The organism is Pseudomonas sp. Z2-11 (assembly GCF_054161305.1).
Genome location: NZ_CP096395.1, coordinates 2,309,948 through 2,334,141 on the forward strand (window position 1 = coordinate 2,309,948; position 24,194 = coordinate 2,334,141).

At 61.5% G+C, this 24,194-nt stretch carries 25 protein-coding genes, 1 pseudogene and 1 riboswitch; of the genes and pseudogenes, 12 read left to right on the forward strand and 14 right to left on the reverse strand.

What is annotated here, in order from left to right; translation table 11 throughout:
- The first annotated feature begins 114 nt into the window (after positions 1-114).
- Positions 115-603 (forward strand): GyrI-like domain-containing protein, encoded by a 489-nt coding sequence (locus tag M1E16_RS10450; RefSeq protein ID WP_458129836.1) that lies wholly within the window; start codon positions 115-117, stop codon positions 601-603.
- Here M1E16_RS10450 and ada read toward each other — a convergent pair.
- The 5 genes from ada to M1E16_RS10475 all read right to left on the reverse strand — a co-directional run bounded on the left by ada (position 567) and on the right by M1E16_RS10475 (position 3,855).
- Complete coding sequence (gene ada, locus M1E16_RS10455; RefSeq protein ID WP_458129837.1) at positions 567-1,640, reverse strand: bifunctional DNA-binding transcriptional regulator/O6-methylguanine-DNA methyltransferase Ada; 1,074 nt, start codon at positions 1,638-1,640, stop codon at positions 567-569. The genes M1E16_RS10450 and ada overlap by 37 nt on opposite strands.
- A gap of 87 nt (positions 1,641-1,727) precedes the next feature.
- Positions 1,728-2,408: a DNA oxidative demethylase AlkB gene (alkB, locus tag M1E16_RS10460; protein ID WP_458129838.1), complete on the reverse strand. Its 681-nt coding sequence runs from the start codon at positions 2,406-2,408 to the stop codon at positions 1,728-1,730.
- Entirely contained in the window at positions 2,395-3,114 is a 720-nt protein-coding gene (locus tag M1E16_RS10465) for a 2OG-Fe(II) oxygenase (protein WP_458129839.1), read from the reverse strand. The genes alkB and M1E16_RS10465 overlap by 14 nt, the downstream gene beginning before the upstream one ends.
- 237 nt (positions 3,115-3,351) lie before the next feature.
- Positions 3,352-3,522 carry a hypothetical protein gene (locus tag M1E16_RS10470; RefSeq protein WP_305495364.1) on the reverse strand — a complete coding sequence of 57 codons (171 nt, stop codon included), beginning with the start codon at positions 3,520-3,522 and terminating at the stop codon, positions 3,352-3,354.
- A 30-nt stretch (positions 3,523-3,552) separates the two neighbouring features.
- Entirely contained in the window at positions 3,553-3,855 is a 303-nt protein-coding gene (locus M1E16_RS10475) for a DUF1883 domain-containing protein (protein WP_003182962.1), read from the reverse strand.
- Between the two features lie 204 nt (positions 3,856-4,059).
- On the opposite strand from M1E16_RS10475, the gene M1E16_RS10480 reads away from it, so the two are divergent.
- Both M1E16_RS10480 and M1E16_RS10485 read left to right on the forward strand, forming a co-directional pair.
- Positions 4,060-4,410: a hypothetical protein gene (locus M1E16_RS10480; RefSeq protein ID WP_434568904.1), complete on the forward strand. Its 351-nt coding sequence runs from the start codon at positions 4,060-4,062 to the stop codon at positions 4,408-4,410.
- A 111-nt stretch (positions 4,411-4,521) separates the two neighbouring features.
- On the forward strand, positions 4,522-4,752 hold the full coding sequence (locus M1E16_RS10485) for a hypothetical protein (RefSeq protein WP_305495360.1): 231 nt from the start codon (positions 4,522-4,524) through the stop codon (positions 4,750-4,752).
- 16 nt (positions 4,753-4,768) lie between these two features.
- On the opposite strand, the gene M1E16_RS10490 is transcribed toward M1E16_RS10485, so the two are convergent.
- Positions 4,769-5,050 (reverse strand): hypothetical protein, encoded by a 282-nt coding sequence (locus M1E16_RS10490; RefSeq protein ID WP_305495358.1) that lies wholly within the window; start codon positions 5,048-5,050, stop codon positions 4,769-4,771.
- Positions 5,051-5,158: 108 nt separating this feature from the next.
- Positions 5,159-5,374: a hypothetical protein gene (locus M1E16_RS10495; protein ID WP_305495356.1), complete on the reverse strand. Its 216-nt coding sequence runs from the start codon at positions 5,372-5,374 to the stop codon at positions 5,159-5,161.
- A 232-nt stretch (positions 5,375-5,606) separates the two neighbouring features.
- Here M1E16_RS10495 and galU point away from each other — a divergent pair, with 232 nt between their 5' ends.
- The 4 genes from galU to ahpF all read left to right on the forward strand — a co-directional run bounded on the left by galU (position 5,607) and on the right by ahpF (position 10,543).
- Entirely contained in the window at positions 5,607-6,446 is an 840-nt protein-coding gene (gene galU, locus M1E16_RS10500) for a UTP--glucose-1-phosphate uridylyltransferase GalU (protein WP_039592970.1), read from the forward strand.
- A 259-nt stretch (positions 6,447-6,705) separates the two neighbouring features.
- Positions 6,706-8,061, forward strand: coding sequence for a glutathione-disulfide reductase (gene gorA, locus M1E16_RS10505; RefSeq protein ID WP_434624470.1), 1,356 nt, complete (start codon positions 6,706-6,708; stop codon positions 8,059-8,061).
- Between the two features lie 232 nt (positions 8,062-8,293).
- Positions 8,294-8,857, forward strand: coding sequence for an alkyl hydroperoxide reductase subunit C (gene ahpC / locus M1E16_RS10510; RefSeq protein ID WP_011061677.1), 564 nt, complete (start codon positions 8,294-8,296; stop codon positions 8,855-8,857).
- A 123-nt stretch (positions 8,858-8,980) separates the two neighbouring features.
- Positions 8,981-10,543: an alkyl hydroperoxide reductase subunit F gene (gene ahpF / locus M1E16_RS10515; RefSeq protein WP_458129840.1), complete on the forward strand. Its 1,563-nt coding sequence runs from the start codon at positions 8,981-8,983 to the stop codon at positions 10,541-10,543.
- 191 nt (positions 10,544-10,734) lie between these two features.
- On the opposite strand, the gene gloA is transcribed toward ahpF, so the two are convergent.
- Entirely contained in the window at positions 10,735-11,256 is a 522-nt protein-coding gene (gene gloA, locus M1E16_RS10520; RefSeq protein ID WP_434603941.1) for a lactoylglutathione lyase, read from the reverse strand.
- A gap of 193 nt (positions 11,257-11,449) precedes the next feature.
- Here gloA and M1E16_RS10525 point away from each other — a divergent pair, with 193 nt between their 5' ends.
- Complete coding sequence (locus tag M1E16_RS10525) at positions 11,450-11,986, forward strand: DUF4946 domain-containing protein (RefSeq protein ID WP_434631382.1); 537 nt, start codon at positions 11,450-11,452, stop codon at positions 11,984-11,986.
- A gap of 85 nt (positions 11,987-12,071) precedes the next feature.
- Here M1E16_RS10525 and M1E16_RS10530 read toward each other — a convergent pair whose 3' ends face one another.
- From M1E16_RS10530 to M1E16_RS10540, 3 genes are all read right to left on the reverse strand, one after another.
- Positions 12,072-12,437, reverse strand: coding sequence for a histone-like nucleoid-structuring protein, MvaT/MvaU family (locus tag M1E16_RS10530; RefSeq protein ID WP_434631379.1), 366 nt, complete (start codon positions 12,435-12,437; stop codon positions 12,072-12,074).
- Between the two features lie 204 nt (positions 12,438-12,641).
- Entirely contained in the window at positions 12,642-14,204 is a 1,563-nt protein-coding gene (locus M1E16_RS10535) for an EAL domain-containing protein (protein WP_458129841.1), read from the reverse strand.
- A gap of 85 nt (positions 14,205-14,289) precedes the next feature.
- Positions 14,290-15,153 carry a LysR family transcriptional regulator gene (locus M1E16_RS10540; RefSeq protein ID WP_458129842.1) on the reverse strand — a complete coding sequence of 288 codons (864 nt, stop codon included), beginning with the start codon at positions 15,151-15,153 and terminating at the stop codon, positions 14,290-14,292.
- A 96-nt stretch (positions 15,154-15,249) separates the two neighbouring features.
- Here M1E16_RS10540 and M1E16_RS10545 point away from each other — a divergent pair, with 96 nt between their 5' ends.
- Positions 15,250-16,194, forward strand: coding sequence for a DMT family transporter (locus M1E16_RS10545; RefSeq protein WP_458130306.1), 945 nt, complete (start codon positions 15,250-15,252; stop codon positions 16,192-16,194).
- Positions 16,195-16,444: 250 nt separating this feature from the next.
- Positions 16,445-17,521, forward strand: a complete 1,077-nt coding sequence (hppD, locus tag M1E16_RS10550; RefSeq protein ID WP_434652623.1) for a 4-hydroxyphenylpyruvate dioxygenase — start codon at positions 16,445-16,447, stop codon at positions 17,519-17,521.
- A 156-nt stretch (positions 17,522-17,677) separates the two neighbouring features.
- On the opposite strand, the gene rarD is transcribed toward hppD, so the two are convergent.
- From rarD to M1E16_RS10565, 3 genes and pseudogenes are all read right to left on the reverse strand, one after another.
- Positions 17,678-18,562 (reverse strand): EamA family transporter RarD, encoded by an 885-nt coding sequence (gene rarD, locus M1E16_RS10555; protein WP_458129843.1) that lies wholly within the window; start codon positions 18,560-18,562, stop codon positions 17,678-17,680.
- A 90-nt stretch (positions 18,563-18,652) separates the two neighbouring features.
- Positions 18,653-19,664 (reverse strand): annotated as a pseudogene (locus M1E16_RS10560) (aldo/keto reductase).
- Positions 19,665-19,860: 196 nt separating this feature from the next.
- Positions 19,861-21,171: an MFS transporter gene (locus M1E16_RS10565; protein ID WP_434624456.1), complete on the reverse strand. Its 1,311-nt coding sequence runs from the start codon at positions 21,169-21,171 to the stop codon at positions 19,861-19,863.
- A gap of 190 nt (positions 21,172-21,361) precedes the next feature.
- On the opposite strand from M1E16_RS10565, the gene M1E16_RS10570 reads away from it, so the two are divergent.
- Complete coding sequence (locus tag M1E16_RS10570) at positions 21,362-22,486, forward strand: sugar diacid recognition domain-containing protein (RefSeq protein WP_434568895.1); 1,125 nt, start codon at positions 21,362-21,364, stop codon at positions 22,484-22,486.
- A 219-nt stretch (positions 22,487-22,705) separates the two neighbouring features.
- Entirely contained in the window at positions 22,706-23,842 is a 1,137-nt protein-coding gene (locus M1E16_RS10575) for a glycerate kinase (protein ID WP_458129844.1), read from the forward strand.
- A gap of 79 nt (positions 23,843-23,921) precedes the next feature.
- Positions 23,922-24,153: riboswitch (cobalamin riboswitch) on the forward strand.
- Positions 24,154-24,194 lie beyond the last annotated feature (41 nt).

Here is a 24,194-nt window from a genome sequence, read left to right on the forward strand (position 1 = left end):
TTTTAGCAGGTGTCGCCCGGCCAGGGCCAGTCGAGTTTTTCAATCGATGCCCGGGTTTGATCCGAGCGACGGGATGGGTACCATGCGGGCTTCCCCCATCAAGGAGCTCGATCCATGGACGTGAAACTCAAGACTGTCGAACCCTTCACCGTCGCCGGTTTGCAGGTGCGCACCCGCAATGCCGACGAGCAGCAAGGCGACACGGCAAAGATCGGCCCGATGTGGCAGCAGTTCTTCACCGAAGGGCTGTTCGACAACGTTCCGGCCCGGCAGTCCGAGTCGTTCGTCTATGGCGTGTATTCCGATTACGAGTCCGATGCCACCGGCTACTTCAACGTGACGGCCGGTGTGCAGGTCGATGCCACGAGCGCAGGTTACCCCGCCGTGGACGTCGAGGGCGGGGATTACCTGGTGTTTTCAGCCAAGGGGCCAATGCCCGATTGCGTGATCCAGGCCTGGGGCCTGATCTGGGCGTACTTCGCCGATAACCCGCAGACCGTGCGCCGGTTCACCACCGATTTCGAGGTCTACAACGCGCCCGACTCGGTGGCGATCTATATCGGCGTTCAGTCTGCCGACGAGCGTTCCAGCGCCAGCAGCTGACGCTTGCGCTCGACGCCCCAGCGATAGCCCGAGAGGTTGCCGTCGCTGCGCACCACCCGGTGGCAGGGGATCGCCACGGCGAGGCTGTTGGCGCCGCAGGCCTGGGCCACGGCGCGGACGGCTTTGGGCAGGCCGATGCGCTGGGCGATCTCGGCGTAGCTGGCGGTGCTGCCCGGCGGAATCTCCCGCAGGGCTTGCCAGACCCGTTCCTGAAAGGCCGTGCCGCGCAGGTCCAGCGGCAAGTCGAGGCCCAGGGCCGGTACTTCGATGAACCCCACGACCTGGGCAATCAACTGCTCGAATTCCCGGTCGGCGCCGATGAGGTTGGCGCGGCGGAATTTGTCCTGCAGGTCGCGTACCAGTGCGTCCGGATCGTCCCCCAGCAGAATCGCGCACACGCCACGGTCGCTTTGCGCCACCAGGATCGCCCCCAGGGAGCACTGGCCGACGGCGAAGCGAATGTCGGTGTTCTGCCCGGCGGCGCGGTAGTCGGCCGGTTTCATGCCGAGGACTTTGTCGGCAGCTTCATAGAAGCGGCTGTTGGAATTGAAACCGGCGTCATACAGCGCCTCGGTCACCGTCCCGGCTTCGGCCAGGCGTTCGCGCATTTTGCGCGAGCGGTGGGCGGCGGCGTAGGCCCTGGGCGTCAGGCCGGTGACAGATTTGAAAACGCGATGGAAATGAAAGGGGCTCAAACCCGCGCTCAGCGCCAGTTCATTCAGGCCTGGCAGTTCCTCGGCGGCCTCGATCTGCCGGCAGGCGGCCGCGACCCGGGCGGCCTGTTGCGCGGCGATCTGGGTCTGGTCCCTGGCCACGCGTTTGCTGGGGCGATAGCCGGCCGCCTGGGCCTGTTCCGGCGTGTCGAAGAATTCGACGTTACGCGGGTTGGGCAGGCGCGACAGGCTGCTGGGGTGGCAGTAGATACCGGTGGTTTTCACGCCATAGACAAATTGCCCGTCGGCACGCGGATCCCGGGCGAGCACGGCGGCCCAGCGTGGGTCCTGTTCAGAGGCGAGAGTGTTTGAAGTGCTGCTCATGGTCGTTATTCCATTGGCCCGTTTTGTCTACAGTAGCGAGCCGTCCAGGTGGCGACACTCCGGGTCTTGCGGTTGAATTCTGCGCTGTTATCCGGCCATGCGGAACGTCAGATTGATCCGCTGGGCACCCAGCGTCGGATGCTCTCCCGGCTTGAGTGGCAGCACGCCGTGGAAACGCAAGCGATCCACACCGCCCCAGACCACGATGTCGCCGTGGAACAGCGCAATGCGCTGGCTTTTGTCGCTGCGCTCGAACCCGCCGAACTGGAACATCGCCGGCAGGCCCAGGGAGAGCGAGACGACGGGGGCCGTCAGGGAGCGTTCGTTCTTGTCCTGGTGCAGCGACATTCGGGCGCCGGGCACGTAGCGGTTGATCAGGCAGGCATCGGGCTCGAAGTGTTCGAACCCCGCCTGCCGGGCGGCGTTACGGGCCAGTTCGCGAAACAGCTGTGGCATGTCGGGCCAGGGCTGGCCGGTCTGCGGATCGTGGGCCGTGTAGCGATAGCCGCTGCGGTCGGTGGTCCAGCCGAGCGCGCCGCAACTGGTCAAGGCCACCGACATGGTAAAGCCGCCGGGCGTGACCATCTGCCGGAATGGCGCCGCCTGCAAGACGCTTTCCAGCGCCGGCAGCACGCGGTCGAGCCAGGGCAGGGCAAACCCGCGTAATACGAAGGATTGCTGGCCGATCTGTTCGACCTCGCCGGGCGTGGTGGGCGGTTGATCGGCGAACAGATCCAGGGTGATGGGCGTGTGGTCATTGCGCATCATGAAAAATGATCCCAAGTGTATGCCGGCGGCCGCTGTGCAAGCGGCTGACGCCATGGCGCAGGTTCACTCGATAATAACCGCGAACGCCTTTGACGGGTCGCTGGTGTACGGCGAACACCACGGCGTCGCCCTGTTTCAGATCGATGACCTGTGGTCGTGACTGCATGCGCGGGCGCTGTTCGGTGAGGACAAACTCGCCGCCGGTAAAGTCCTCGCCCGGCTCCGCCAGCAGGATCGCCACCTGCAACGGGAATACGTGCTCGCCGTACAGGTCCTGATGCAGGCAATTGTAGTCCTGCGGGCCATATTGCAGCAGCAGCGGCGTAGGGCGTTGTTGGCCTGCGGTGTGGCAGCGCCGGATGAAGTCGGCGTGCTGCTCGGGATAGCGCACTGGCAGGCCCATGCAATCGTTCCAGCGGTTGGCCAGCGGCACCAGCCGCGAATACAGCGATTGACGTAATTGTTGGATAACCTTGGGCAGCGGATAAGCAAAGTACTGGTACTCGCCCCGTCCGAATCCATGACGGGCCATCACCACGCGGGAACGAAACAGCCCCGGGTCGCTGTACAAGCCTCGCAGCTGCAGGCACAGCGCTGCCGGCAGCAGCTTGCGAATGATCGCGCAGCCGTCCTGGTCGAGGTTTTGTTCCAGGGCAGGCCAGTCGAGGTCGGCGATGGGGCGGGGCAGGGAGGACTTAGAGGGCATGATTGCAATCCTAATGGGAGGACTGCCCAGTCTGAGCACTACTGCGTTGCCCGCACCCCGATTCTTGCGGTGTGATCAGCTTTCTGTGGCGAGGGAGCTTGCTCCCGCTGGGTGGCGCAGCCGCCCCAATCAGGCAGATGAGGCCATTATGATGTACCGCGTCAATGCGTTTTACGACTGCTGCGCAGCCGAGCGGGAGCAAGCTCCCTCGCCACGAAAGGCATTTTGTCCCGCCGTTCAGAGTGCCTTGCTGACCTTGAGGTCGCTGATCACATCATCGCTCTCGCCATGCAACTTCTTCAGCTCTGCCAGGGCTTCTTCCTCGGTGCCATTTTGCAACTGCGCGAACTCGAAGCGGCGTTCGCCGTTTAGCTTGTACTTGATGACGTATTTGGTCGTCTGGGCCACGGTTATTCCTGTCTTGGTCTGGGACGCTGCTTAGCTCAGTTTCGAGCTGGAGCGTCGGATGATCTTGATCTTGTGGGTCAGGGTCGGCTTGCGGGTAACGCTGATGGCGCGACGGTTGACGGTGTCGATGGTGATGTTCCAGAAGCCTGTGCTCGGTGCGGTGATCCTGGCCGGGAACGTGTCGAACGCGCCGCCATGGTACGTGTGCCGGCCACCGTTCTTGAAGCTGCGGAAATTGGCGTCGTTCATCAAACGGATGTTGCACATTTGGGAGCATTCGATAACGACGATATCGTCCTCGTTGAGGTGCTCGCGCTGGTGGATGAATTTCAAGGGTGCCTCCAGAAGGGCATTTCTTGCCGGGTCAGGACAGAAGATGAAGCAAATAATGGCGCGCAGTTTATCAGCACCACGGGTTAATATCCGACCCCTGTCCCAGGCTGGGCTGATTTATTACCGGCCACTGGGTAAAAAAGCGCAGCGCAGGGGAGAAAAGCAGTGTTTATGCTGTCGGAGGGTCTTTATCGGAGGAATCGTATGAAGCGCAGCGTGTGGGTATTGGCCTTGGCCCTGAGTGGATGTGCGTCGGTATCGGACATCAACCAGACACCGCCCACCATGAGCGTCATCTCCGGAAAGAAGCCCCATGAATACGCCCGGTGTGTTGCCGACAAGCTGCTCGAGAGCCGTGGCCCGCTGCAAATGGAGCCGCATAAAAACGGCGTTCGGGTGATCGTTCCCGGCAAGCTGTCGGCGCTGCCGGCGGCGGTGTTCGACATCGACGAGCGCTCCAGCGGCAGCAGCATCAAGCTGCATGAAAGCATGTCCAACGTGCCCGTGCGCCCAGGGGATGTACAGGACGCGGCCAACGCCTGCATTTCCGGTTGAGCGTGGTCTCGGCCTGACGGATCGCCAGGCATCGGTTAAACTGCCACCCTCGATACAAGAATGCCGCCACGGTCGCCGTTGGCGGCATTGTCATTTATGGAGCCCCGGTCAATGAAACGCGAACAGGTGCGCGAGCGCCATGCAGAAGGCCTGATCTGCGCCACCCATGTGATCCAGAACCCTGGGAGCCCGGGCGAGTGGATCGTGTTCTTCAAGAAAAGCGCCGGGCGCAGTTTTTTTCTGGTGGACGACCAGGACGAAGTTGAATCGTTCTCCCGGCTCGACGACCTGATCGAGACCTTGCGGGGCCTGGGGATCAAGTTCGCCGAGATTCACATCTAGTTTTATTTGCCCACTTTTATTTGCACACCACGACGACACTGCGACTGCTGAAGTTGCCCACGTCGACCCCCAGGGTCTTTTCGCTTTCCTTGGCTTGTGGTGTGCCGTCGGTGCCGACGATGCGATAACCCGTGCCGGCGCAGGACGCATCGGCTTTTTCGTAGCAGGTCGCCCAGGAATTGGCTTCGCCCGAGCAGTCGATGGCCAGGCCTTGTTCACCGTTGGCCAGGTAGGTTTTTTCCGCCGAGGCACAGCCCGCCAGGGCCAGGACTGTAAACAGCGCCAGAAGTGTTTTCATGGGATCGTCATCGAGAGAGGGGGGAGGAATGGCGCGAGATTATAGCGAATGGCCATTCCGGTACAGCTAAACCACAGTTCCCATCAAGGCAATGGCGGGATGGCCCGACTATTTCTTGCGGCGAGTATTGCGTGCCGGAGCCTTTTCGCGCTCCCGGGGCGCCGGGGCAGAGCGTTCATCCTGGAATACCGCAGCGACTTCCACCGCCATGGCCTTGCTGGGCAAGGGGCCGGCGACCTGTTCACCGTGGTAATTGGTAATCCACCACTGGCCGTCCTTGTCCTGGCTGACCGAGTAACCGTTTGCGTTTGGAGTTGCCGACATCTAATTGCCTCGTTGGCGTGATCAAGGCGGCCATGATACGTCAAAAGCTCGCAAACAGCGCCCATGGGCGTACAGTGAGACCGCTGGAACCATCGAAGCGAAAGGCGATTGAACTATCCGCCGGTTTATTTCTCTATGATGGCATCGGTTGGCCAGCGTGGGCATTGTAAGGTGCCTGCGGCCTGATTAGACTGCGCCGAAACTCGTACATACCGCCTTTTCAAGGACTTATATGATCAAGAAATGCTTGTTCCCAGCAGCCGGTTACGGTACTCGCTTCCTGCCAGCGACTAAAGCCATGCCCAAAGAAATGCTGCCGGTGGTGAACAAGCCACTGATCCAGTACGGTGTCGAAGAAGCCCTTGACGCAGGCCTGACGGAAATTTCCATCGTCACCGGCCGTGGCAAGCGCGCCCTGGAAGACCATTTCGACATCAGCTACGAGCTGGAAAACCAGATCAAGGGCACCGACAAGGAAAAATACCTGGTCGGCATCCGCAAGCTGCTGGACGAGTGCTCGTTCTCCTATACCCGCCAGACCGAAATGAAAGGCCTGGGCCACGCGATCCTGACCGGTCGCCCGCTGATCGGTGACGAACCGTTCGCCGTGGTGCTGGCGGACGACTTGTGCGTCAACCTCGAAGGCGACGGCGTACTGACCCAGATGGTCAAGCTGTACAAGCAGTTCCGCTGCTCCATCGTGGCGATCCAGGAAGTGGATCCGCAGGAAACCAACAAGTACGGTGTGATCGCCGGCGAGATGATCCGCGAAGACATCTACCGGGTTCACAGCATGGTCGAGAAGCCAAAGCCTGAAGACGCACCGTCGAACCTGGCGATCATCGGCCGCTACATCCTGACTCCGGACATCTTCGACCTGATCGAACAGACCGAGCCAGGCAAGGGCGGTGAAATCCAGATCACCGACGCGCTGATGAAACAAGCCCAGAACGGCTGCGTGATGGCCTACAAGTTCAAGGGCAAGCGTTTCGACTGCGGTGGCGCCGAAGGTTACATCGACGCGACCAACTTCTGCTTCGAGAACTTCTACAAGACCGGCAAGGCTTACTGATAGCCTGCACCGTGCCTTGAAAAAACGCCCCGACTGGTTCGGGGCGTTTTTTTGCCTGCCGCTCCAGACGCTGAATCCTCGTTGAATTGCGACTGCTTCGCAGCCGAGCGGGAGCAAGCTCCCTCGCCACAAAGGCAACCTGCGAAATGCCGGTTGGCTTTTGCGCTTGCGCCCCCATAATCATTTCCATCGCTGCCCGATCGGGCTGCTCCATGCAGGAACAGCAGGTATGCTGACGGCCTGCCGAAGGAGATGAATGATGGCCTACGATTTTGACCTGTATGTGATTGGCGCCGGTTCCGGCGGTGTTCGAGCCGCACGGTTTGCCGCCGGTTTTGGAGCCAAGGTGGCCGTGGCGGAAAGCCGCTACCTGGGCGGCACCTGCGTGAATGTCGGCTGCGTGCCGAAAAAACTGCTGGTCTACGGCGCGCATTACGCCGAGGACTTCGAGCAAGCGTCGGCCTATGGCTGGACAGCGGGCGAGGCGAGTTTCGACTGGGCCACGCTGATCGCCAACAAGGATCGCGAGATCAATCGCCTCAACGGCATCTATCGCAACCTGCTGGTCAACAGCGGTGTCACGCTGCATGAAGGTCACGCGAAGATTACCGGCCCTCACGAAGTGGAAATCAACGGCCAGCGCCACACCGCACAGCACATCATGATCGCCACGGGCGGCTGGCCGGTGATCCCGGACATTCCGGGGCGCGAGCACGCCATCAGTTCCAACGAGGCGTTTTTTCTCAAATCGCTGCCCAAGCGCATGCTGGTGGTTGGTGGTGGCTATATCGCGGTGGAGTTCGCCGGGATTTTCCATGGCATGGGCGCGCAGACCTCCTTGCTGTATCGCGGCGACCTGTTCTTGCGCGGTTTCGACGGCGCGGTGCGCAAACACCTGGCCGAAGAGCTGCAACGCCGTGGCCTCGACCTGCAATTCAAGGCCGACATCCAGCGCATCGACAAGGAAGCCGACGGCAGCCTGAAGGTGACGCTCAAGGACGGTCGCACCCTGGTCACCGATTGCGTGTTCTACGCCACTGGCCGCCGCCCGATGCTGGACAACCTCGGCCTGGAGAACACTGGCGTCACGCTGGACGACAAGGGTTTTGTGCAGGTCAACGAAAAGTACGAGACCGCCGAGCCGTCGATCCTGGCGATTGGCGACGTGATCGGTCGCGTGCAGTTGACCCCCGTCGCACTGGCCGAAGGCATGGCAGTGGCGCGGCGCCTGTTCAAGCCCGAGCAATACCGTCTGGTGGATTACCGGATGATTCCCACAGCCGTGTTCAGCCTGCCAAACATCGGCACCGTTGGCCTGACTGAAGAGCAGGCCCGGGAGGAGGGCCATGAGGTGCAGATTTTCGAAAGCCGTTTCCGGCCGATGAAGCTGACTCTCACCGAGTGCCAGGAGCGCACGCTGATGAAGCTGGTGGTCGACGCCAGCTCCGACAAGGTGCTGGGTTGCCACATGGTCGGGCCGGACGCCGGGGAAATTGTCCAGGGCCTGGCGATCGCCCTCAAGGCCGGGGCCACCAAGCGCGACTTCGACGAGACCATTGGCGTGCACCCAACCGCCGCCGAAGAATTCGTCACCATGCGCACGCCAACCGCCTGATTGGCGCCTGCGAACCAAGGCTGTGATCCATCGGTCCAGCCTTGTGAACTGTTTGGCAACTGCCACGATCAACAAAGGGTCGCCTGTGGCAGGTCCACAGATTTCTTCTATCTATATAGATTCCTGATAGCCAAAACCAATCATTCGCATGAGCTTTGCCAATGAGCCAGCGGCGGCATGAGTGGCTAAGATTCACTTCATCAACTTCTCAACCCCTGACGGAGAGTCAACGATGCCTATCATCAACAGCCAAGTTAAACCGTTCAAAGCTACCGCTTTCAAAAACGGCGCATTCGTCGAAGTCTCGGACGCCGACCTGAAAGGCAAGTGGTCTGTCGTGTTCTTCTACCCGGCTGACTTCACCTTCGTTTGCCCAACCGAACTGGAAGACCTGGCCGACAACTACGCCGAGTTCCAGAAGCTGGGCGTCGAGATCTACAGCGTGTCGACCGACACTCACTTCGCCCACGCTGCCTGGCACAACACCTCGCCAGCCATCGGCAAGATCCAGTACACCATGATCGGCGACCCGACCCTGGCCATCTCCCGCAACTTCGACGTGCTGATCGAAGAAGCCGGTCTGGCGGATCGCGGTACTTTCGTGATCAACCCGGAAGGCCAGATCAAGATCGTTGAAATCAACGACGGCGGTGTAGGCCGTGACGCTTCCGAGCTGCTGCGCAAGATCAAGGCTGCTCAGTACGTTGCTGCCCACCCAGGCGAAGTCTGCCCAGCCAAGTGGAAAGAAGGCGAGGCCACTCTGGCTCCGTCCCTGGACCTGGTCGGCAAGATCTAAACCAGTGCGTTATCCGAGGGCGATTCGCTCTTAGCCAAGTAAGCCGCTTCGCCCCAAAAAACGCCCGGGCGAGATTCGCTCGGGCGTTGTTTTTTCTGAAATTCAAACATGGAAATCGCCCGTATGTTGGACGCCAATCTTAAAGCTCAGTTGAAGTCATACCTGGAACGGGTCACCCAGCCGATCGAGATCGTTGCATCCCTCGACGACGGTGCGAAATCCCAGGAAATGCTTGCATTACTCAAAGACGTTGCCAGTCTTTCCAACCAGATTACCTTGCTCGACAACGGTACTGATGCGCGCAAGCCATCGTTCTCGTTGAATCGCCCGGGAGCCGATATCAGCCTGCGCTTCGCCGGCATTCCCATGGGGCACGAATTCACTTCGCTGGTGCTGGCCCTGCTGCAAGTCGGCGGCCACCCTTCGAAGGCCAGTGTCGAAGTGATCGAACAGATCCGCTCGCTCAAGGGCGAGTTCAACTTCGAGACGTATTTCTCGCTGTCATGCCAGAACTGCCCGGACGTGGTCCAGGCGTTGAACCTGATGGCGGTGCTGAACCCGAACATCCGTCACGTCGCCATCGACGGCGCGCTGTTCCAGGCCGAAGTCGACGAACACCAGATCATGGCGGTGCCGAGCATCTACCTGAACGGCGTCAACTTCGGCCAGGGTCGCATGGGCCTGGAAGAAATCCTCGCCAAGATCGACACCAGCGGCATCGAGCGTCAGGCCGAGAAGATCAGCGCCAAGGATGCTTTTGATGTACTGGTGGTCGGCGGTGGCCCGGCCGGTGCTTCGGCAGCGATCTACGCCGCCCGTAAAGGCATCCGCACCGGCGTCGCGGCCGAGCGTTTCGGCGGCCAGGTGCTCGACACCATGGCGATCGAGAACTTCATCTCGGTCCAGGAAACCGAAGGCCCGAAACTGGCCGTCGCCCTGGAAGAGCACGTCAAGCAGTACGACGTCGACATCATGAACCTGCAACGTGCCGACGCTTTGGTCGCTGGCAAAGACGGCGGGCTGCATGAGATCAAGTTCGCCAGCGGTGCGAGTCTCAAGGCCAAGACCGTGATCCTGGCGACCGGTGCCCGCTGGCGTGAAATGAACGTGCCGGGCGAGCAGCAATACCGCAACAAGGGCGTGGCGTACTGCCCGCATTGTGATGGTCCGCTGTTCAAAGGCAAGCGCGTAGCGGTGATCGGCGGCGGCAACTCCGGTGTCGAAGCGGCCATCGACCTCGCGGGTATCGTGGCTCATGTCACCTTGCTGGAGTTCGACGTGCAATTGCGTGCCGACGCGGTGTTGCAGCGCAAACTGCACAGCCTGCCGAACGTGACGGTGATCACCAACGCCCAGACCACCGAAGTGACGGGCGACGGCCAGAAGGTCAACGGTTTGCGCTACAAGGACCGTCCAAGCGGTGAAGTACGCGACGTGACGCTGGAAGGCATCTTCGTGCAGATCGGCCTGTTGCCAAACACCGATTGGCTCAAGGGCACCGTCGAGCTGTCGCCGCGTGGCGAGATCATCGTCGATGCGCGCGGTGAAACCTCGATCCCGGGTGTGTTCGCCGCCGGTGACGTGACCACCGTGCCGTACAAGCAGATCGTGATCGCCGTGGGCGAGGGTGCCAAGGCTTCGTTGAGCGCCTTCGATCACCTGATCCGTACGTCCGCCCCGGCCTGACGCCAGCCGCTGGAAAAACAAAACCCCATGGGCCACGGCTCATGGGGTTTTTTTTGCATTACGCATAACCCTGTGGGAGCGAGCCTGCTCGCGAAGCGGTGTGTCAGCTACGTCATTGTCAACTGATCCGCCGCCTTCGCGAGCAGGCTCGCTCCCACAAGGGCTCCACCATAAGGGGAAGGCCGTGAGGTCTACAGCGGCGCAGGCTGAATGATCTCGACCCAGTAGCCATCCGGGTCCTTGATGAACGCCAGGCTCTTCATGCGGCCATCGCTCAGGCGCTTCTGGAAGTCGCAGCCCAGCGCTTCGAAGCGCTCGCAGGCGGCAACGACGTCCGGCACCGAGATGCAGATGTGGCCGAAGCCGCGCGGGTCGCTGTTGCCGTTGTGGTAGGCAAACGCCGGATCGTTTTCGGTGCCATGGTTATGCGTCAGTTCGAGGATGCCGGGGATCGACTTCATCCACTCGGTACGCGCCGCGGCGTCTGCCGGGATCTGGCTCTTGTCGACCAGTGCGAGAAAGTAAAGGCTGAATTCGGCTTCGGGAAAATCGCGTTTTTCCACCAGCGAGAAACCCAGTACACGGGTGTAGAAATCGAGGGACTTGGTGATGTCCTTGACCCGCAGCATGGTGTGGTTGAAGACGAATCTGGCCGTGGCGGCGTCGGGCTGGGCAGTAACGCCTGGGAAAGTGTCGAGTTCGTGCAGGCTCATGGGCCCTCCGGAAAATAAGTGGGGCAAACGGCGTCGCAACCGGGCTGCGACGGTTCCTGGGCTTGCGTCAGATGGCTTCCTTGCAGGTGCGTCCATGATACGCAAGGCACGCGCCATCGCCAAACCGCGTGTGGCTATTGCCTGGTGCTGCGGCGGGCTTCAGACTTTACGATTCATCCTTGAGTGCAACGCAATGATTCGACCTTGTCTTACGCTGTTCATTCTCTTGTCAGCCGGCATTGCGAGTAGCGGTGCCCTTGCGCTCGAACCGCAGGTTGCGTGGCCATCGGGCTGGGTAGTCGAGTCGCTCCCCGCGCCAGCGTCCACACCGGCGAGTGCGCAGTCGATCAGTCGTGAACGCGCGACCAAGAACGATTCCGCGGGTAATGCGGTGATGGTGATGGAACTGACAACCACGCCGGTCGAACCCGATCATCAGGTCAACTTGCAAGGTGTGTTGCTGGAGATGCGAAAATCCGTTCAGAAGGATTTTTTCCAGGGCGGTTATCAAAGCGTCTGCAATAAGATTCATTCTTCCCTGTTAGGCGGGACTGCAGCTCTGGAAACCACTTGCACGATCACGCAGAACGGCAGACACGTGTTGTCTCAAACACTTGTTGCTGCGCTAAAAGAGGGCAGGGCGTATGTGCTGTCCTACGCCGGCCAGGCCCAGGTATTTGTTGAAAGCCAGGAGGAAGTTCAGTCTGTAAGAAATAGCCTGAAATTCTAATGCGTCTAATACTCAAGGCTTGATACTGAAGTTGTCCGGCACAAAAAAGCCCTGAACCAGTCAGGGCTTCTCGATATGCCGATGGTCAACCACGCAACCAGGAATCAACGGTTTGAGCCCCGTATTGTTCCTTCCACGCTTTCAAGCCGCGGTGGTTGCCGCCCTTGGTTTCGATCAGCTCGCCGGAGTGCGGGTTCTGGTACACCTTGACCACGCGGGCGCGGCGGGTCTTGGTTGGCTTGACCGCCTGCGGGCCGGCCTTGGACGGCTTCGGATCAAGAATGGCGACGATGTCGCGCAAGCTCTTGCCGTAGGTTTTCATCAGCCCCAGGAGCTTTTCTTCAAATTCGATCTCTTTTTTCAGCCCAGCGTCATTCTTCAGAGATTCCAGCTGTTTGAGCTGCTCCTGAAGGGCCCTTTCGGCTGCACGGAATTCAGCGAGTCTGGACAATATCGTTACTCCAATCAAAATGTCTGGCTGATACAAACCGCCAACAAAGCATTAAGCCAAGCGCTTTGTAGCGACTCGATGATAATGACTTCCTGCTCTCTGGCACAGGCAAAAAAATTGTAGTAGTTAATTCAGAAAGTGTAAATCGTAACTTTTTCGTTATGTAACAGGAACAATTGTTCCAGCGCGCGTGGTGTGTATCGGTCAATCGAACGGTGTCGTGGGCGGGCTTTTAGCGGCGATCAGCGCAGCACTGAACTGTTGGCCACTAATAGGCCGGCCAAACAGATAGCCTTGTAGAAAGTTGACGTTGTGAGCCGTCAGGTAATCGCTTTGCTCAACGGTTTCGACGCCCTCTGCGACGATCTCCAACTGCAGTTTTCCCGACAACTCGATGATGCTGTCCAGGATATGGCGTGACAGCGCATCGGCGCCGATCATCGCGACAAAGCTTTGATCGATTTTCAGAAAATCGACGTTGAACTGCTGCAAGTACCCCAAGCTGGAGTGGCCGGTGCCGAAATCGTCGATGGCGATCTTGACGCCCAGATCGTGCAGCAGCTCGAACAATTGGTGGGTCACCGGGCTCGGTTCGATCAGCTCGCGCTCGGTCAGCTCCAGCACCAGCGTGATGACACCCGGTGGGAACGCGGCCAGGAACTCGCGGCAATCCTCCAGCAGCGCAAGGTCCTTGCAGTGGCGGGCGGTGATATTGATACCGACATGAAACGGTGCCTCCAGCAAGGGCGCGAGCGGCGCCAGCAATTGCCTGGTCTGCTGCATCAGTGCCTGGGTCATCGGCACGATCAGCCCGCTGTGTTCGGCGAGCGGAATAAACAGGTCCGGACGCACCAGGCCTTCCTTGGGGTGGTTCCAGCGCATCAGCACCTCAACCCCGGCCCAACGCTTGTCATCGCCGCGCACCACCGGTTGCAGATACGGCACAAACTCCCCGGCCTCGAGGGCGCGCAGCAGTTCATGGCTGGGGGAGGAGGCGCGTTTCTGTGTCCAATGCGCGAGCAGCGCCGCGATGGCGCCGAAGACAATCAGCAGGCTGAACAGCGGCGGATATTCCCGCGTCATGTAGCGCCAGGTTTCCCCTTCATCGAAGCCGGCTTCGACGCTGAAGGCGTAGCGTGACGAGGCCAACTCGTTGCGAGCTACCTTCTGGGCAGGCGGCGGGGTTTGCCGGACCTTGCCGTCCGCCGCCAGCCAGCTCGGTCCTACTTGCAGCAACAAACGCGTCTCGCCGCCAATCAGGCGCAGGACATTGGCCAGGTGGTAACCGTCCAGTGTCGCCAGTGCCCCTTGTCGGCCCTCGTTGAGCCGGTAGATCAGCAATGCCGTGTCGGGCGTGACCGGGTTGCCGTCCATCAGCCACAGAGTGCCCTGGTGGTAATTGTGCGGGTTGACCGGCTCCTCGAATTCGCCGAACAGCGAGCTGCAGTACAGCGTGTCGTCCCATATCAGGTTGGTCGAACGGACGAAGGGCCGGCGGGTCACCTGGTCACGCAGGGCCAGTTTTACCGCTTCGCAAGGTTGACCGGCCAGGGGCAGCAGTGCGCGCGCCGCCAGCGCGGTATTGTCGAGCATCAGCTCGACTTGCCGGACCAGCTCTCCCGCGGTCTGGCGGGCCTGCTGTTGCAATGTCCGTTCGGCCTGGATGTAGAGAATGCCCACCCCCGAGAGCACCGGCAGTACCCCGCAGAGCAGGGTGATCAGGTTGCGACGGGACCGCTTGCGTATCTGTGTGGTGGACAATGGCATCGGTACGACCTTGTTGAGCCTGGGCGGGAAACTGCGTCGATGATAGACGGCCAGGCGGTTGCGCGCCCGCCAGCCTCCAGGTGGCTTATGGTTGCCGGGCCACTTCGATAAACGCCAGCGTCGCGGGCGAGGCCTGGCGGCTGTCCAGCACCGCGAGGCCGATCTGGCGCGGAACGCGCGGCGACAAGGGACGTACGACAAACCCGGGATTTTCCGCGGCCGGCAGCGAACCCTCGGAAACCACGGTCACGGCTTCACCCCGGCTGACCACATCCAGCGTGCTGAGCAGTTGCGAACAGCGATAGCGGATATTCGGCGTGAGCCGGGCGGCGCTGAACAGCCGCCGGACCACTTCCGAGGAGCCGGCCTCGGTGAGTATGAAGGGGTCGTTGCACAGCGCCTTGAGCTCCACGCAGGCGCGCTCGGCGAGGGGATGATCGGAGGGCAGCAGGGCGACCATCTGGTCTTCCATCAAGGCGAACGTATCGAAGCGTTCCTCGGGCAGGACCACGAAACCGACGTCGATCCGTCGTTCATCCAGCCATTGCAGCACTTGCCGGTCCGGCCCTTCATCGATGTGCACTTCGATTCCCGGATGCAAGGTGCGGTAGCGCTGCAGGATGGCGGGCAGCAGTTTCATCGACGACGTCGGCCCGAACGAGCCGATGCGCAGGGTCCCACGGCGCATGCCGCGGGCATCCGCGGCCTCCTGTTGCAGGGTGTTGGCCAGGCCGAGCATGGCCCGCGCACGCAGCAACAATTGCTGGCCGATGTCGCTGAGCTCGACGAGGGATTGATGACGCCTGAACAGTTCGACGCCCAACTCCTGTTCCAGGGATTTTATCGCGTGGGACACCGCTGACTGGCCGATGCCCAGGCGTGTTGCGGCCGCGGTGAAACCTTGCAGCTCGGCGACCAGCGAAAAGATTTCGAGTTGGGTGAGGGTCATGAGTAAACGCTCATTTTACGATGATGTTCCATGAGCAGAACAATACGCTATCCCAGCGACACGCGGGACATTGATCAATCGCCTATGTGGTGGACCATGAAAGCCCTGGAACAAACTGCCTCGACACCCTCGGACCTGCCGGTCTACCTCAAGCTTGCGATGGTCACGATGATCTGGGGCGGCACTTTTGTTGGCGGCAGGATCCTTGCCGATGCCCTGACGCCGATGTTCGCCGCCAGCTTGCGTTTTCTCCTGGCGAGCATCGCGCTGTTGCTGTTTCTCGGCGTCGCCGGTATCCCCCTGGCCAGGCCCAGCTTGAAGCAGGGCCTGCAACTGGCCGCGCTGGGGTTCTTCGGGATCTTTTTCTACAACCTGTGTTTCTTCCATGGTTTGCAATACATCAACGCGTCGCGCGCCTCGTTGATCGTCGCGTTGAACCCGGCAGTGATCGGCTTGGCCTCCTGGTGCTTGTTCAAGGAACGGTTGGGCCGCTTTAAAGTCGCCGGTATCGTGCTGTGCATCGGTGGGGCGGGGCTGGTCATCATCAGCCGCGAACCGTCGCTGTTGCAGGCGACGGAACACGCTTGGCGCGGGGATCTGCTGATTTTAGGCTGTGTGCTGGGGTGGGGCATCTATTCGCTGTTTTCCAAAAGCCTGAATGAGAGCCTGGGTCCTTTGCAGACCGTGACCTGGTCAATCCTGCTCGGCACGCTGATGTTGTGGCTGGCGTGCGCAGCCGGCGGTGAGATCCGCTTCGAGGCATTGCGCGGGCTGGACCTCAGGCAATGGTTGAGCCTGCTGTACCTCGGCGTGCTGGGTTCGGCCCTGGCCTATATCGCCTGGTATCAGGGCATCCGCCGGATTGGTGCGACGCGTTCCGGCGTCTTCATTGCGCTCAACCCGCTGACGGCGGTACTGCTGGGCGCGATGCTGCTCGACGAACGGCTCACTTTATTTATGTGCGTAGGTGGCGGGTTGATCCTGGCGGGGATCTTCCTGTGCAACAAACCGCTTGCACGCTCGGCAAAAAAGACGATTTGATACCTGAGGCGGACAAATCCGGTTACGCTGTGTAGAATCGGGTTACGCATATAAGAATAAGGTCTTCTGGCAGCAGAAGCCTCGCCCGCAATAGCCTTGGGTCGACAATGAAGATACTTGGGTTTCAACTGATCTATGGCGACTTCCTCGCCCGCAGTGTCCGCGGCATTTCCTGCGCGCCGCCCCGCGTCCTCAGCATCACTGGCAACTAACGTTTTTTGTTGATTGATAAGTATGATGAGGCGCCGACATGGCAGATCTATACGAAAACCCGATGGGCCTGATGGGCTTCGAATTCATTGAATTTGCATCCCCAACCCCGAATACCCTGGAGCCGATCTTCGAGATCATGGGCTTCACCAAGGTGGCCACCCACCGTTCCAAAGACGTGCACCTGTACCGCCAGGGCGCGATCAACCTGATCCTCAACAACGAACCGCACAGTGTGGCGTCCTACTTCGCGGCCGAGCACGGCCCGTCGGTTTGCGGCATGGCCTTCCGCGTCAAGGATTCGCAAAAAGCCTACAAGCGGGCCCTGGAACTGGGTGCCCAGCCGATCCACATCGAAACCGGCCCGATGGAGCTGAACCTCCCGGCGATCAAAGGCATTGGCGGCGCGCCGCTGTACCTGATTGACCGTTTTGGCGAAGGCAGCTCGATCTACGACATCGACTTCGTCTTCCTCGAGGGTGTCGATCGCAATCCGGTGGGCGCCGGTCTGAAGATCATCGACCACCTGACCCACAACGTTTATCGCGGGCGCATGGCCTACTGGGCCAACTTCTACGAGAAGCTGTTCAATTTCCGCGAGATTCGTTACTTCGACATCAAGGGCGAATACACCGGCCTGACTTCCAAGGCCATGACGGCCCCGGACGGCATGATCCGCATCCCGCTGAACGAAGAGTCATCCAAGGGCGCCGGGCAGATCGAGGAGTTCCTGATGCAGTTCAACGGCGAAGGCATCCAGCACGTGGCCTTCCTGACCGACGACTTGATCAAGACCTGGGACTCGCTCAAGAAGATCGGCATGCGCTTCATGACCGCGCCGCCGGACACCTATTACGAAATGCTCGAAGGCCGCCTGCCGAACCATGGCGAACCGGTGGCGGAGCTGCAATCGCGGGGCATCCTGCTGGACGGGGCCTCGGAGCAGGGCGACAAGCGCCTGTTGCTGCAAATCTTCTCGGAAACCCTGATGGGGCCGGTGTTCTTCGAGTTCATCCAGCGCAAGGGCGACGATGGCTTCGGCGAGGGCAACTTCAAGGCACTGTTCGAATCGATCGAGCGTGACCAGGTGCGGCGTGGTGTACTCACTACCGAGTAAACCCGACAGGTAAAACAACCCGCCCGGCAGTGATGCCGGGCGGGCTTTTTGTTGTCGATGCAAGACCCCTGTGGGAGCGAGCCTGCTCGCGAAAGCGCTGTGTCAGTCACCTAAGCCTTCGCGAGCAGGCTCGCTCCCACAGGGGCGGGGGTAGCCTTAAGCCCGGCGCCGCTGCCGCACCAGGTGCCTGAAGCCTTCCAGCACCAGCACGGCCACCGCCAGCCAGATGGGGATATAGGTGAGCCATTCCTCAGCCTCGATGCTTTCCCCCAGCAGCAGCGCCACGCCCAGCAGCAGCACCGGCTCGACATAACTCAACAGCCCGAACAGGCCGAGCGGCAGCAAGCGGCTGGCAACGATGTACGCCACCAACGCCGAGGCGCTGATGACGCCAAGTACCGGAATGAGCAGCGACAGCCACGGGTACTGGTTGAAGACACCAAAGCCTTGCGCTCCGCTCTGCACGAACCAGAGGGCCAACGGCAGCATCAGGGCCATGTCCAGCCAGAGACCGCCCAGGTTGTCGGTCCGGATGCGTTTGCGCAGGATGAAATACAGCGGATAGCCCAGCACGACCAACAGGGTCGCCCAGGACAGACCACCGACTTGCCATAGCTCGTTGAACACGCCGAGCGTAGCGAGCAACACGGCGACTTTCTGAAAGCGCGAGAGTCGCTCGCCATAGACGATGCGCCCGGTCAGGACCATCGACAGCGGCAGCAGAAAATAACCCAGCGACACGTCCAGGCTGTAGCCGTTGAGCGGCGCCCACATGAACAGCCACAACTGCGCGCCCATCAACGCTGAAGACGCCATCGCCCCGAGCAGCAGAAGCGGTGTGGCGACCAGGCGCTCGACAAGATTGGCGACGAGCTTCCACTCCCGTGCAATCAGCATGAACGCCGTCATGCAAGGCATCGTCAGCAGCATGCGCCAGCCAAATATCTCCAGGCCGGTCAGCGGTGCGAGCAGCGAGGTGTAGTAGTACATGACCGCGAACAGGGCGGAGGCCGATACCGATAGAGCGATGCCTTTGGACACTGATGCCTCTTGTTATTGGAATTGCAGCAGGGAGTTGTTTACCCGTGGCGAGGGAGCAAGCTCCCTCGCCACGGGGTCATGCGTTGAATATTACGACGTATGCGGCACGCGGCCCGACACGAAATGACTGATGTCGTTGAAGCCCGGCGTCGAAGCATGCCCCGGTGTCACCAGCGAATCGATGAACGCTTCGTCATCCGCCGTGATCCGCACCGCTTGCGCCCTGGTGTACGCGTCCCATTGTTCTTCGGTGCGCGGTCCGACGATCGCCGACGTGACGGCACGGTTGTTCAATACCCAGGCAATGGCGAACTCGACGATGCCGACGCCGCGATCCCGGGTGTATTGCTGGATCTGCTGGGCAATGCGCAAGGATTCGACCCGCCATTCGGTTTCCAGGATGCGCTTGTCCTGGCGTCCGGCGCGGCTGTTGGCATCCGGTGCCACATCGGGTGCGTACTTGCCGCTGAGCACACCTCGGGCGAGGGGGCTGTAGGGCACCACGCCGAGGCCGTAGTTCTGCGCGGCGGTGATCTGTTCGGTTTCCGCCTGGCGGTTGACGATGTTGTACAGCGGCTGGCTGATCACCGGCCGATCGACGCCCAGGCTGTCGGCGATGCGGATCACTTCGGCGATGCGCCAGGCGCGGTAATTCGACAGGCCCCAGTAGCGGATCTTGCCCTGGCGAATCAGATCGCCGATGGCCGACACCGTGACCTGATGGCGTGTTGTGGTCTTCGCGGTGCAGGTAGTAGATGTCCAGGTAATCGGTGCCCAGGCGCGTCAGGCTGGCCTCGATGCCGTTGAAGATATGCTTGCGGCTCAAGCCGCTGCGGTTGGGCACACCGTCCGGCGGGCCGAAGCCGACCTTGGTGGCGAGCACCCACTCGTGGCGCCGGCTGGCAATCGCCTCGCCGACGATTTCTTCGGAACGGCCGTTGGTGTAGACATCGGCCGTGTCGATGAAATTGATGCCCTGGTCCCAGGCCTTGTCGATGATCCGCAGCGAATCCTCGGTGCTGGTCTGTTCACCGAACATCATCGTGCCCAGGGTCAGCGTCGAGACTTGCAACCCCGAATGGCCCAGCGTGCGGTAGCTCATGGACAAGATCCTTTTATCGATGGGAAAGGTCCCATCAAATACCAGAACCGCCGTGTGGATCCAACCGTTTTCTATACCCCGGCAAAATCCAATGTGGGAGCGAGCCTGCTCGCGAAGGCGTACTTCCAGGCACCCTCTACAGTGACTGACACAGCGCTTTCGCGAGCAGGCTCGCTCCCACAGCAGGCAAACCGCGTCAGCCCCGCAGGGTGCGCGTCATGCGCAACGCCAGCAGGCTGCCGCAGACAATCACTGCCGCCAGCACATAGAGCGCCGCATCGGTCGAGCCGGTGGCGTCCTTGACCCAGCCCACCAGGTACGGGCTGAGGAAGCCGGCCATCTGGCCCATGGAATTGATCAGCGCCAGACCGCCGGCCGCCGCTCCCGCGCTGAGCAGGGCGGTGGGCACCGGCCAGAACATCGGCAGGCCGGTGAGGGCGCCCATGGTGGCGATGGTCAGGCCGAGGATGGCGATGGCCGGCGTAGTGGCGAAATTGACGGCGATCAGCAGCCCGACCGCACCCATCAGCATCGGCACGACCAGATGCCAGCGACGCTCCTTGTGCAGGTCCGCCGAGCGGCCCACTAGCAGCATGAACACCGCCGCCAGCAGATAGGGGATCGCACTCAGCCAGCCGATCACCAGGTTATCGCTGAAACCCAGGTTCTTGATGATCGACGGCAGCCAGAAGTTGATCGCGTACACGCCGCTCTGGATGCAGAAGTACACCAGGCCGAAGGCCCAGATCGCCGGGTTCTTGAACACGGCTGCCAGGGAATCGGTGGTGGTCTTCGGCTTGTTGGCCAGGTCTTCGGCATGGTCGGCGGTGAGCACGGCGCGCTCATGGTCGGTCAGCCATTTGGCATTGGCGAAGGTGTCGCTGAGCAGGAAGAACGCCAGGGCCCCGAGGATCACCGTCGGCACGCCTTGCAGCAGGAACATCCACTGCCAGCCCGCCAGGCCACCCTGGCCAGCGGCGAAATGGTTGAGGATCCAGCCGGAAAACGGGCTGCCGAGCAGGCCCGACACCGGGATGGCCGACATGAACAGCGCCATGATCCGGCCGCGACGGAACGTCGGGAACCACTGCGAGAGGTACAGCACCACGCCAGGGAAGAACCCGGCCTCGGCTGCACCGGTGAACAGCCGCAAGGTATAGAACCCGGTCGGGGTGGTGACGAACAGCAGGCAGGTCGACAGCGTGCCCCAGGTGATCATCATCAGCGCGATCCAGCGCCGCGGGCCGAATTTTGTCAGTGCCAGGTTGCTCGGCACGCCACACAGCACGTAGCCGATGAAGAAGATCCCGGCACCAAGGCCGTACACGGTTTCGCTGAATTTCAGCGCATCGAGCATCTGCAACTTGGCGAAGCCAACGTTGACCCGGTCCAGGTAGTTGAACAGGTAGCAGATGAAGATGAAGGGGATCAAGCGCAGGGTGATGCGCTTGTAGACGGTATTTTTTTCGTCGGGGGTAGCCAGGAGGGCTGCTGCGCTCTGGGACATGGCGGGTCTCTCTTTATTATGATTTTGGCGTGCCAAGGGGTAACGTTGACCGCCCCTTGAGTCTCGGCCAGCCTGAGGGCCCGTGTCTTTGTGCCGGGGCACAGGGTTTGGGCGCGGACCCTGTGCGGCTGACCAATCGCGCTGAAGCATTACTCCCAATAACAAGAACCCTGCTCACAAGGAGTCGCCCATGTTCGAACTCGATCACGACCTGGCCCAGGACATCGTCGACCGGGCGATGGCGATTCTGCCCTATAACGTCAACGTCATGGACAACCAGGGCCTGATCCTCGCCAGCGGCGAGCGCGAGCGCATCAATACCCGTCACGAGGGTGCGCAGCTGGTCCTGGCGAATGGGCGGGTGGTGGAAATCGACGAGCACACCGCCGTGCACCTCAAGGGCGTGCAGCCAGGAATCAACCTGCCGTTGATGCTCGACCAGCGGCTGATCGGCGTGCTCGGTATCACTGGCGAGCCCGCGCAATTGCGCACCTACGCCGAGCTGGTGCGCATGACCGCCGAAATGCTGCTCGCCCAGCGCAACCAGCAGGCCGAGCAGCAATGGCGGCGCCAACGTTGCGATGATTTGCTGGCGCTGCTGCTGGGTGATGCCGGGGATTCGCCACGGTTGCTCGACGAAGCCCTGCAGATGGGCCTCAAGCCGCAGCTGTCGCGGGTGCCGTACCTGTTTGAATTGGGCCAGGAGCATGGGCCCGGGCAAACGGTCGAGGCGCTGAGTGCGTGGCTGATGTCGCGCTACCCGGACAGCTGGTGCCTGACCTCATCCAAATCTTCTTTGCTCTGGTGCCGGCCGGTCACGGCTTCGGTGGAGAACGAGCGCTTGCTCGGCAAGCTCGACGGGCTGGGCTGGAACATCCTCAGGGTGGCGGTGGGCGGTCAGGCCGAGGGTCTGACCGGCCTGCGCCGTTGCTACCGGCGTGTGGCGGACCTGCTCGCTTACGGCCGTGATGTCCTGCCGCAGTCGCGCCTGTTGATCCTCAATCGTTATCGCCTGCCGGTGCTGCTCTGGCGCCATCGCAGCGACGATGCGCTGGACGAGTTGCTGACACCGCTGCGCAAGGTGATCGCCAAGGACAACAACGGACAACTCCTGGCCACCCTGCGCAGCTGGTGCGAACACGACGGCCAGAGCCAGGCCTGCGCCGACGCGCTGGGCATCCACCGCAACAGCCTGCGCTATCGCATGGAACGCATCGCCGAGCTCAGCGGCGTGGACCCGCTGCGGCTGGATGGGATGCTGGCGTTGTATCTAGGCGTCCAACTGTTGCCCCATGATCAAAATTATCCGGCGTGATCCCTTCGCGAGCAGGCTCGCTCCCACATTGGATCTGCTGTGATCCCATATCCAGTAGAAATACTTGTGGGAGCGAGCCTGCTCGCGAAGAGGCCAGCAATGCCGAACCGCCATTTTTGTGAAATTGACCAATAATGCCCAAGGAGTTTTGTGCGGCGGACCGGCGTCAGGGCTGCGGTCAGCTGGCAGCATGCTGTGCATCGGAACCGGAGAACAAAAATGAAAATAATCATCGCCCCCGACTCGTTCAAGGACAGTCTCAGCGCCCAGGGCGTGGCGGACGCGATTGCCCAAGGGTTGGCCGAGGTCTGGCCGGATGCGCAGTTGATCAAATGCCCGATGGCCGACGGCGGGGAAGGGACGGTGGAGTCGGTGCTGGCGGCGTGCAACGGCCAATGGCGTCGCGCCCTGGTTCGCGGGCCCTTGAGCGCCGCTGTCGAGGCCCGCTGGGGCTGGCTGCCCGACAGCGGCACCGCGATCATCGAGATGGCTGAGGCCAGCGGCCTGCAACTGGTGCCGCCGGGACAGCGCGACGCGTGCTCCAGCAGCACCTTCGGCACCGGCGAACTGATTCGCGCCGCCCTCGATGAGGGTGCCCGTCGCGTGATCCTGGCGATCGGCGGCAGTGCCACCAACGACGGCGGTGCCGGGGCGATGCAGGCTCTGGGCGTGGCGCTGCTGGACGCACAGGGCCAATCGCTGCCGCCCGGCGGCCTGGCCCTGGGGAAACTGGCGCGCATTGACCTGAGCGAGTTGGACCCGCGCCTGGCCGGGGTGCGTTTCGAGATCGCCGCCGACGTCGATAACCCCTTGTGCGGGCCCCATGGCGCTTCAGCGGTGTTCGGCCCGCAGAAGGGCGCTTCTGCCGAGCAGGCGCAGCAACTGGATCGCGCGCTGGGGCATTTCGCCGAGCACTGCGCCCAGGCGTTGCACCGGGACGTGCGCGACGAACCGGGCAGTGGCGCCGCCGGAGGCCTGGGATTCGCGGCCAAGGCCTTTCTCCAGGCCCGGTTTCGCACCGGCGTGGAAGTCGTTGCGCAATTGACCGGCCTGGCCGAGGCGATCAACGGGGCCGATCTGGTCATCACCGGCGAAGGCCGTTTCGATGCGCAGACCCTGCGCGGCAAGACGCCTTTTGGCGTGGCCCGCATTGCCCGACACCAAGGTGTACCGGTAGTGGTCATTGCCGGCACGTTGGGGGAGGGTTACCAGGCGCTGTATGAGCATGGCATCGATGCCGCCTTTGCCCTGGCGAACGGGCCGATGACACTTCAACAGGCCTGCACCGATGCGCCACGCCTGTTGGCCGAGCGCGCGCGGGACATCGCCCGGCTCTGGCGCGTGGCGGCCCGCTAGATCGGCCGTGCCGGTGCCGACGATGAGGCACCGGCCCCGGAGTTTGCCTCAAGGACATTGACCCGCCCGCGCACCCTGCGTAGCCTTGCGCCTTCGAGGTTCTTTGGCGTACGCCGAAGCTAAGAAGGGAACGCGGTCCAAGCCGCGGCTGCCCCCGCAACTGTGAACGGTGCTGTTTCTGCAAGGCCACTGTGCATGCCCTTTTTCAACGGGCGCACGGGAAGGCGCAGCAAATTGTCGGTCCAGGCTTTGTATGAAGCGTGGACCGGCCCGCCGTCAGCCAGGAGACCTGCCTCGACAACAGATTCTCACTACAACCGGGCGGGGTGATCCGGTGGCGAAATCTTCCGCG

Coding starts and splice junctions, on each gene's coding strand:
- M1E16_RS10450 (WP_458129836.1), top strand. CDS start 115: ATGGACGTGAAACTCAAGACTGTCGAACCCTTCACCGTCGCCGGTTTG.
- ada (WP_458129837.1), bottom strand. CDS start 1,640: ATGAGCAGCACTTCAAACACTCTCGCCTCTGAACAGGACCCACGCTGG.
- alkB (WP_458129838.1), bottom strand. CDS start 2,408: ATGATGCGCAATGACCACACGCCCATCACCCTGGATCTGTTCGCCGAT.
- M1E16_RS10465 (WP_458129839.1), bottom strand. CDS start 3,114: ATGCCCTCTAAGTCCTCCCTGCCCCGCCCCATCGCCGACCTCGACTGG.
- M1E16_RS10480 (WP_434568904.1), top strand. CDS start 4,060: ATGAAGCGCAGCGTGTGGGTATTGGCCTTGGCCCTGAGTGGATGTGCG.
- M1E16_RS10485 (WP_305495360.1), top strand. CDS start 4,522: ATGAAACGCGAACAGGTGCGCGAGCGCCATGCAGAAGGCCTGATCTGC.
- M1E16_RS10490 (WP_305495358.1), bottom strand. CDS start 5,050: ATGAAAACACTTCTGGCGCTGTTTACAGTCCTGGCCCTGGCGGGCTGT.
- M1E16_RS10495 (WP_305495356.1), bottom strand. CDS start 5,374: ATGTCGGCAACTCCAAACGCAAACGGTTACTCGGTCAGCCAGGACAAG.
- galU (WP_039592970.1), top strand. CDS start 5,607: ATGATCAAGAAATGCTTGTTCCCAGCAGCCGGTTACGGTACTCGCTTC.
- gorA (WP_434624470.1), top strand. CDS start 6,706: ATGGCCTACGATTTTGACCTGTATGTGATTGGCGCCGGTTCCGGCGGT.
- ahpC (WP_011061677.1), top strand. CDS start 8,294: ATGCCTATCATCAACAGCCAAGTTAAACCGTTCAAAGCTACCGCTTTC.
- ahpF (WP_458129840.1), top strand. CDS start 8,981: ATGTTGGACGCCAATCTTAAAGCTCAGTTGAAGTCATACCTGGAACGG.
- gloA (WP_434603941.1), bottom strand. CDS start 11,256: ATGAGCCTGCACGAACTCGACACTTTCCCAGGCGTTACTGCCCAGCCC.
- M1E16_RS10525 (WP_434631382.1), top strand. CDS start 11,450: ATGATTCGACCTTGTCTTACGCTGTTCATTCTCTTGTCAGCCGGCATT.
- M1E16_RS10535 (WP_458129841.1), bottom strand. CDS start 14,204: ATGCCATTGTCCACCACACAGATACGCAAGCGGTCCCGTCGCAACCTG.
- M1E16_RS10540 (WP_458129842.1), bottom strand. CDS start 15,153: ATGACCCTCACCCAACTCGAAATCTTTTCGCTGGTCGCCGAGCTGCAA.
- M1E16_RS10545 (WP_458130306.1), top strand. CDS start 15,250: ATGAAAGCCCTGGAACAAACTGCCTCGACACCCTCGGACCTGCCGGTC.
- hppD (WP_434652623.1), top strand. CDS start 16,445: ATGGCAGATCTATACGAAAACCCGATGGGCCTGATGGGCTTCGAATTC.
- M1E16_RS10565 (WP_434624456.1), bottom strand. CDS start 21,171: ATGTCCCAGAGCGCAGCAGCCCTCCTGGCTACCCCCGACGAAAAAAAT.
- M1E16_RS10570 (WP_434568895.1), top strand. CDS start 21,362: ATGTTCGAACTCGATCACGACCTGGCCCAGGACATCGTCGACCGGGCG.
- M1E16_RS10575 (WP_458129844.1), top strand. CDS start 22,706: ATGAAAATAATCATCGCCCCCGACTCGTTCAAGGACAGTCTCAGCGCC.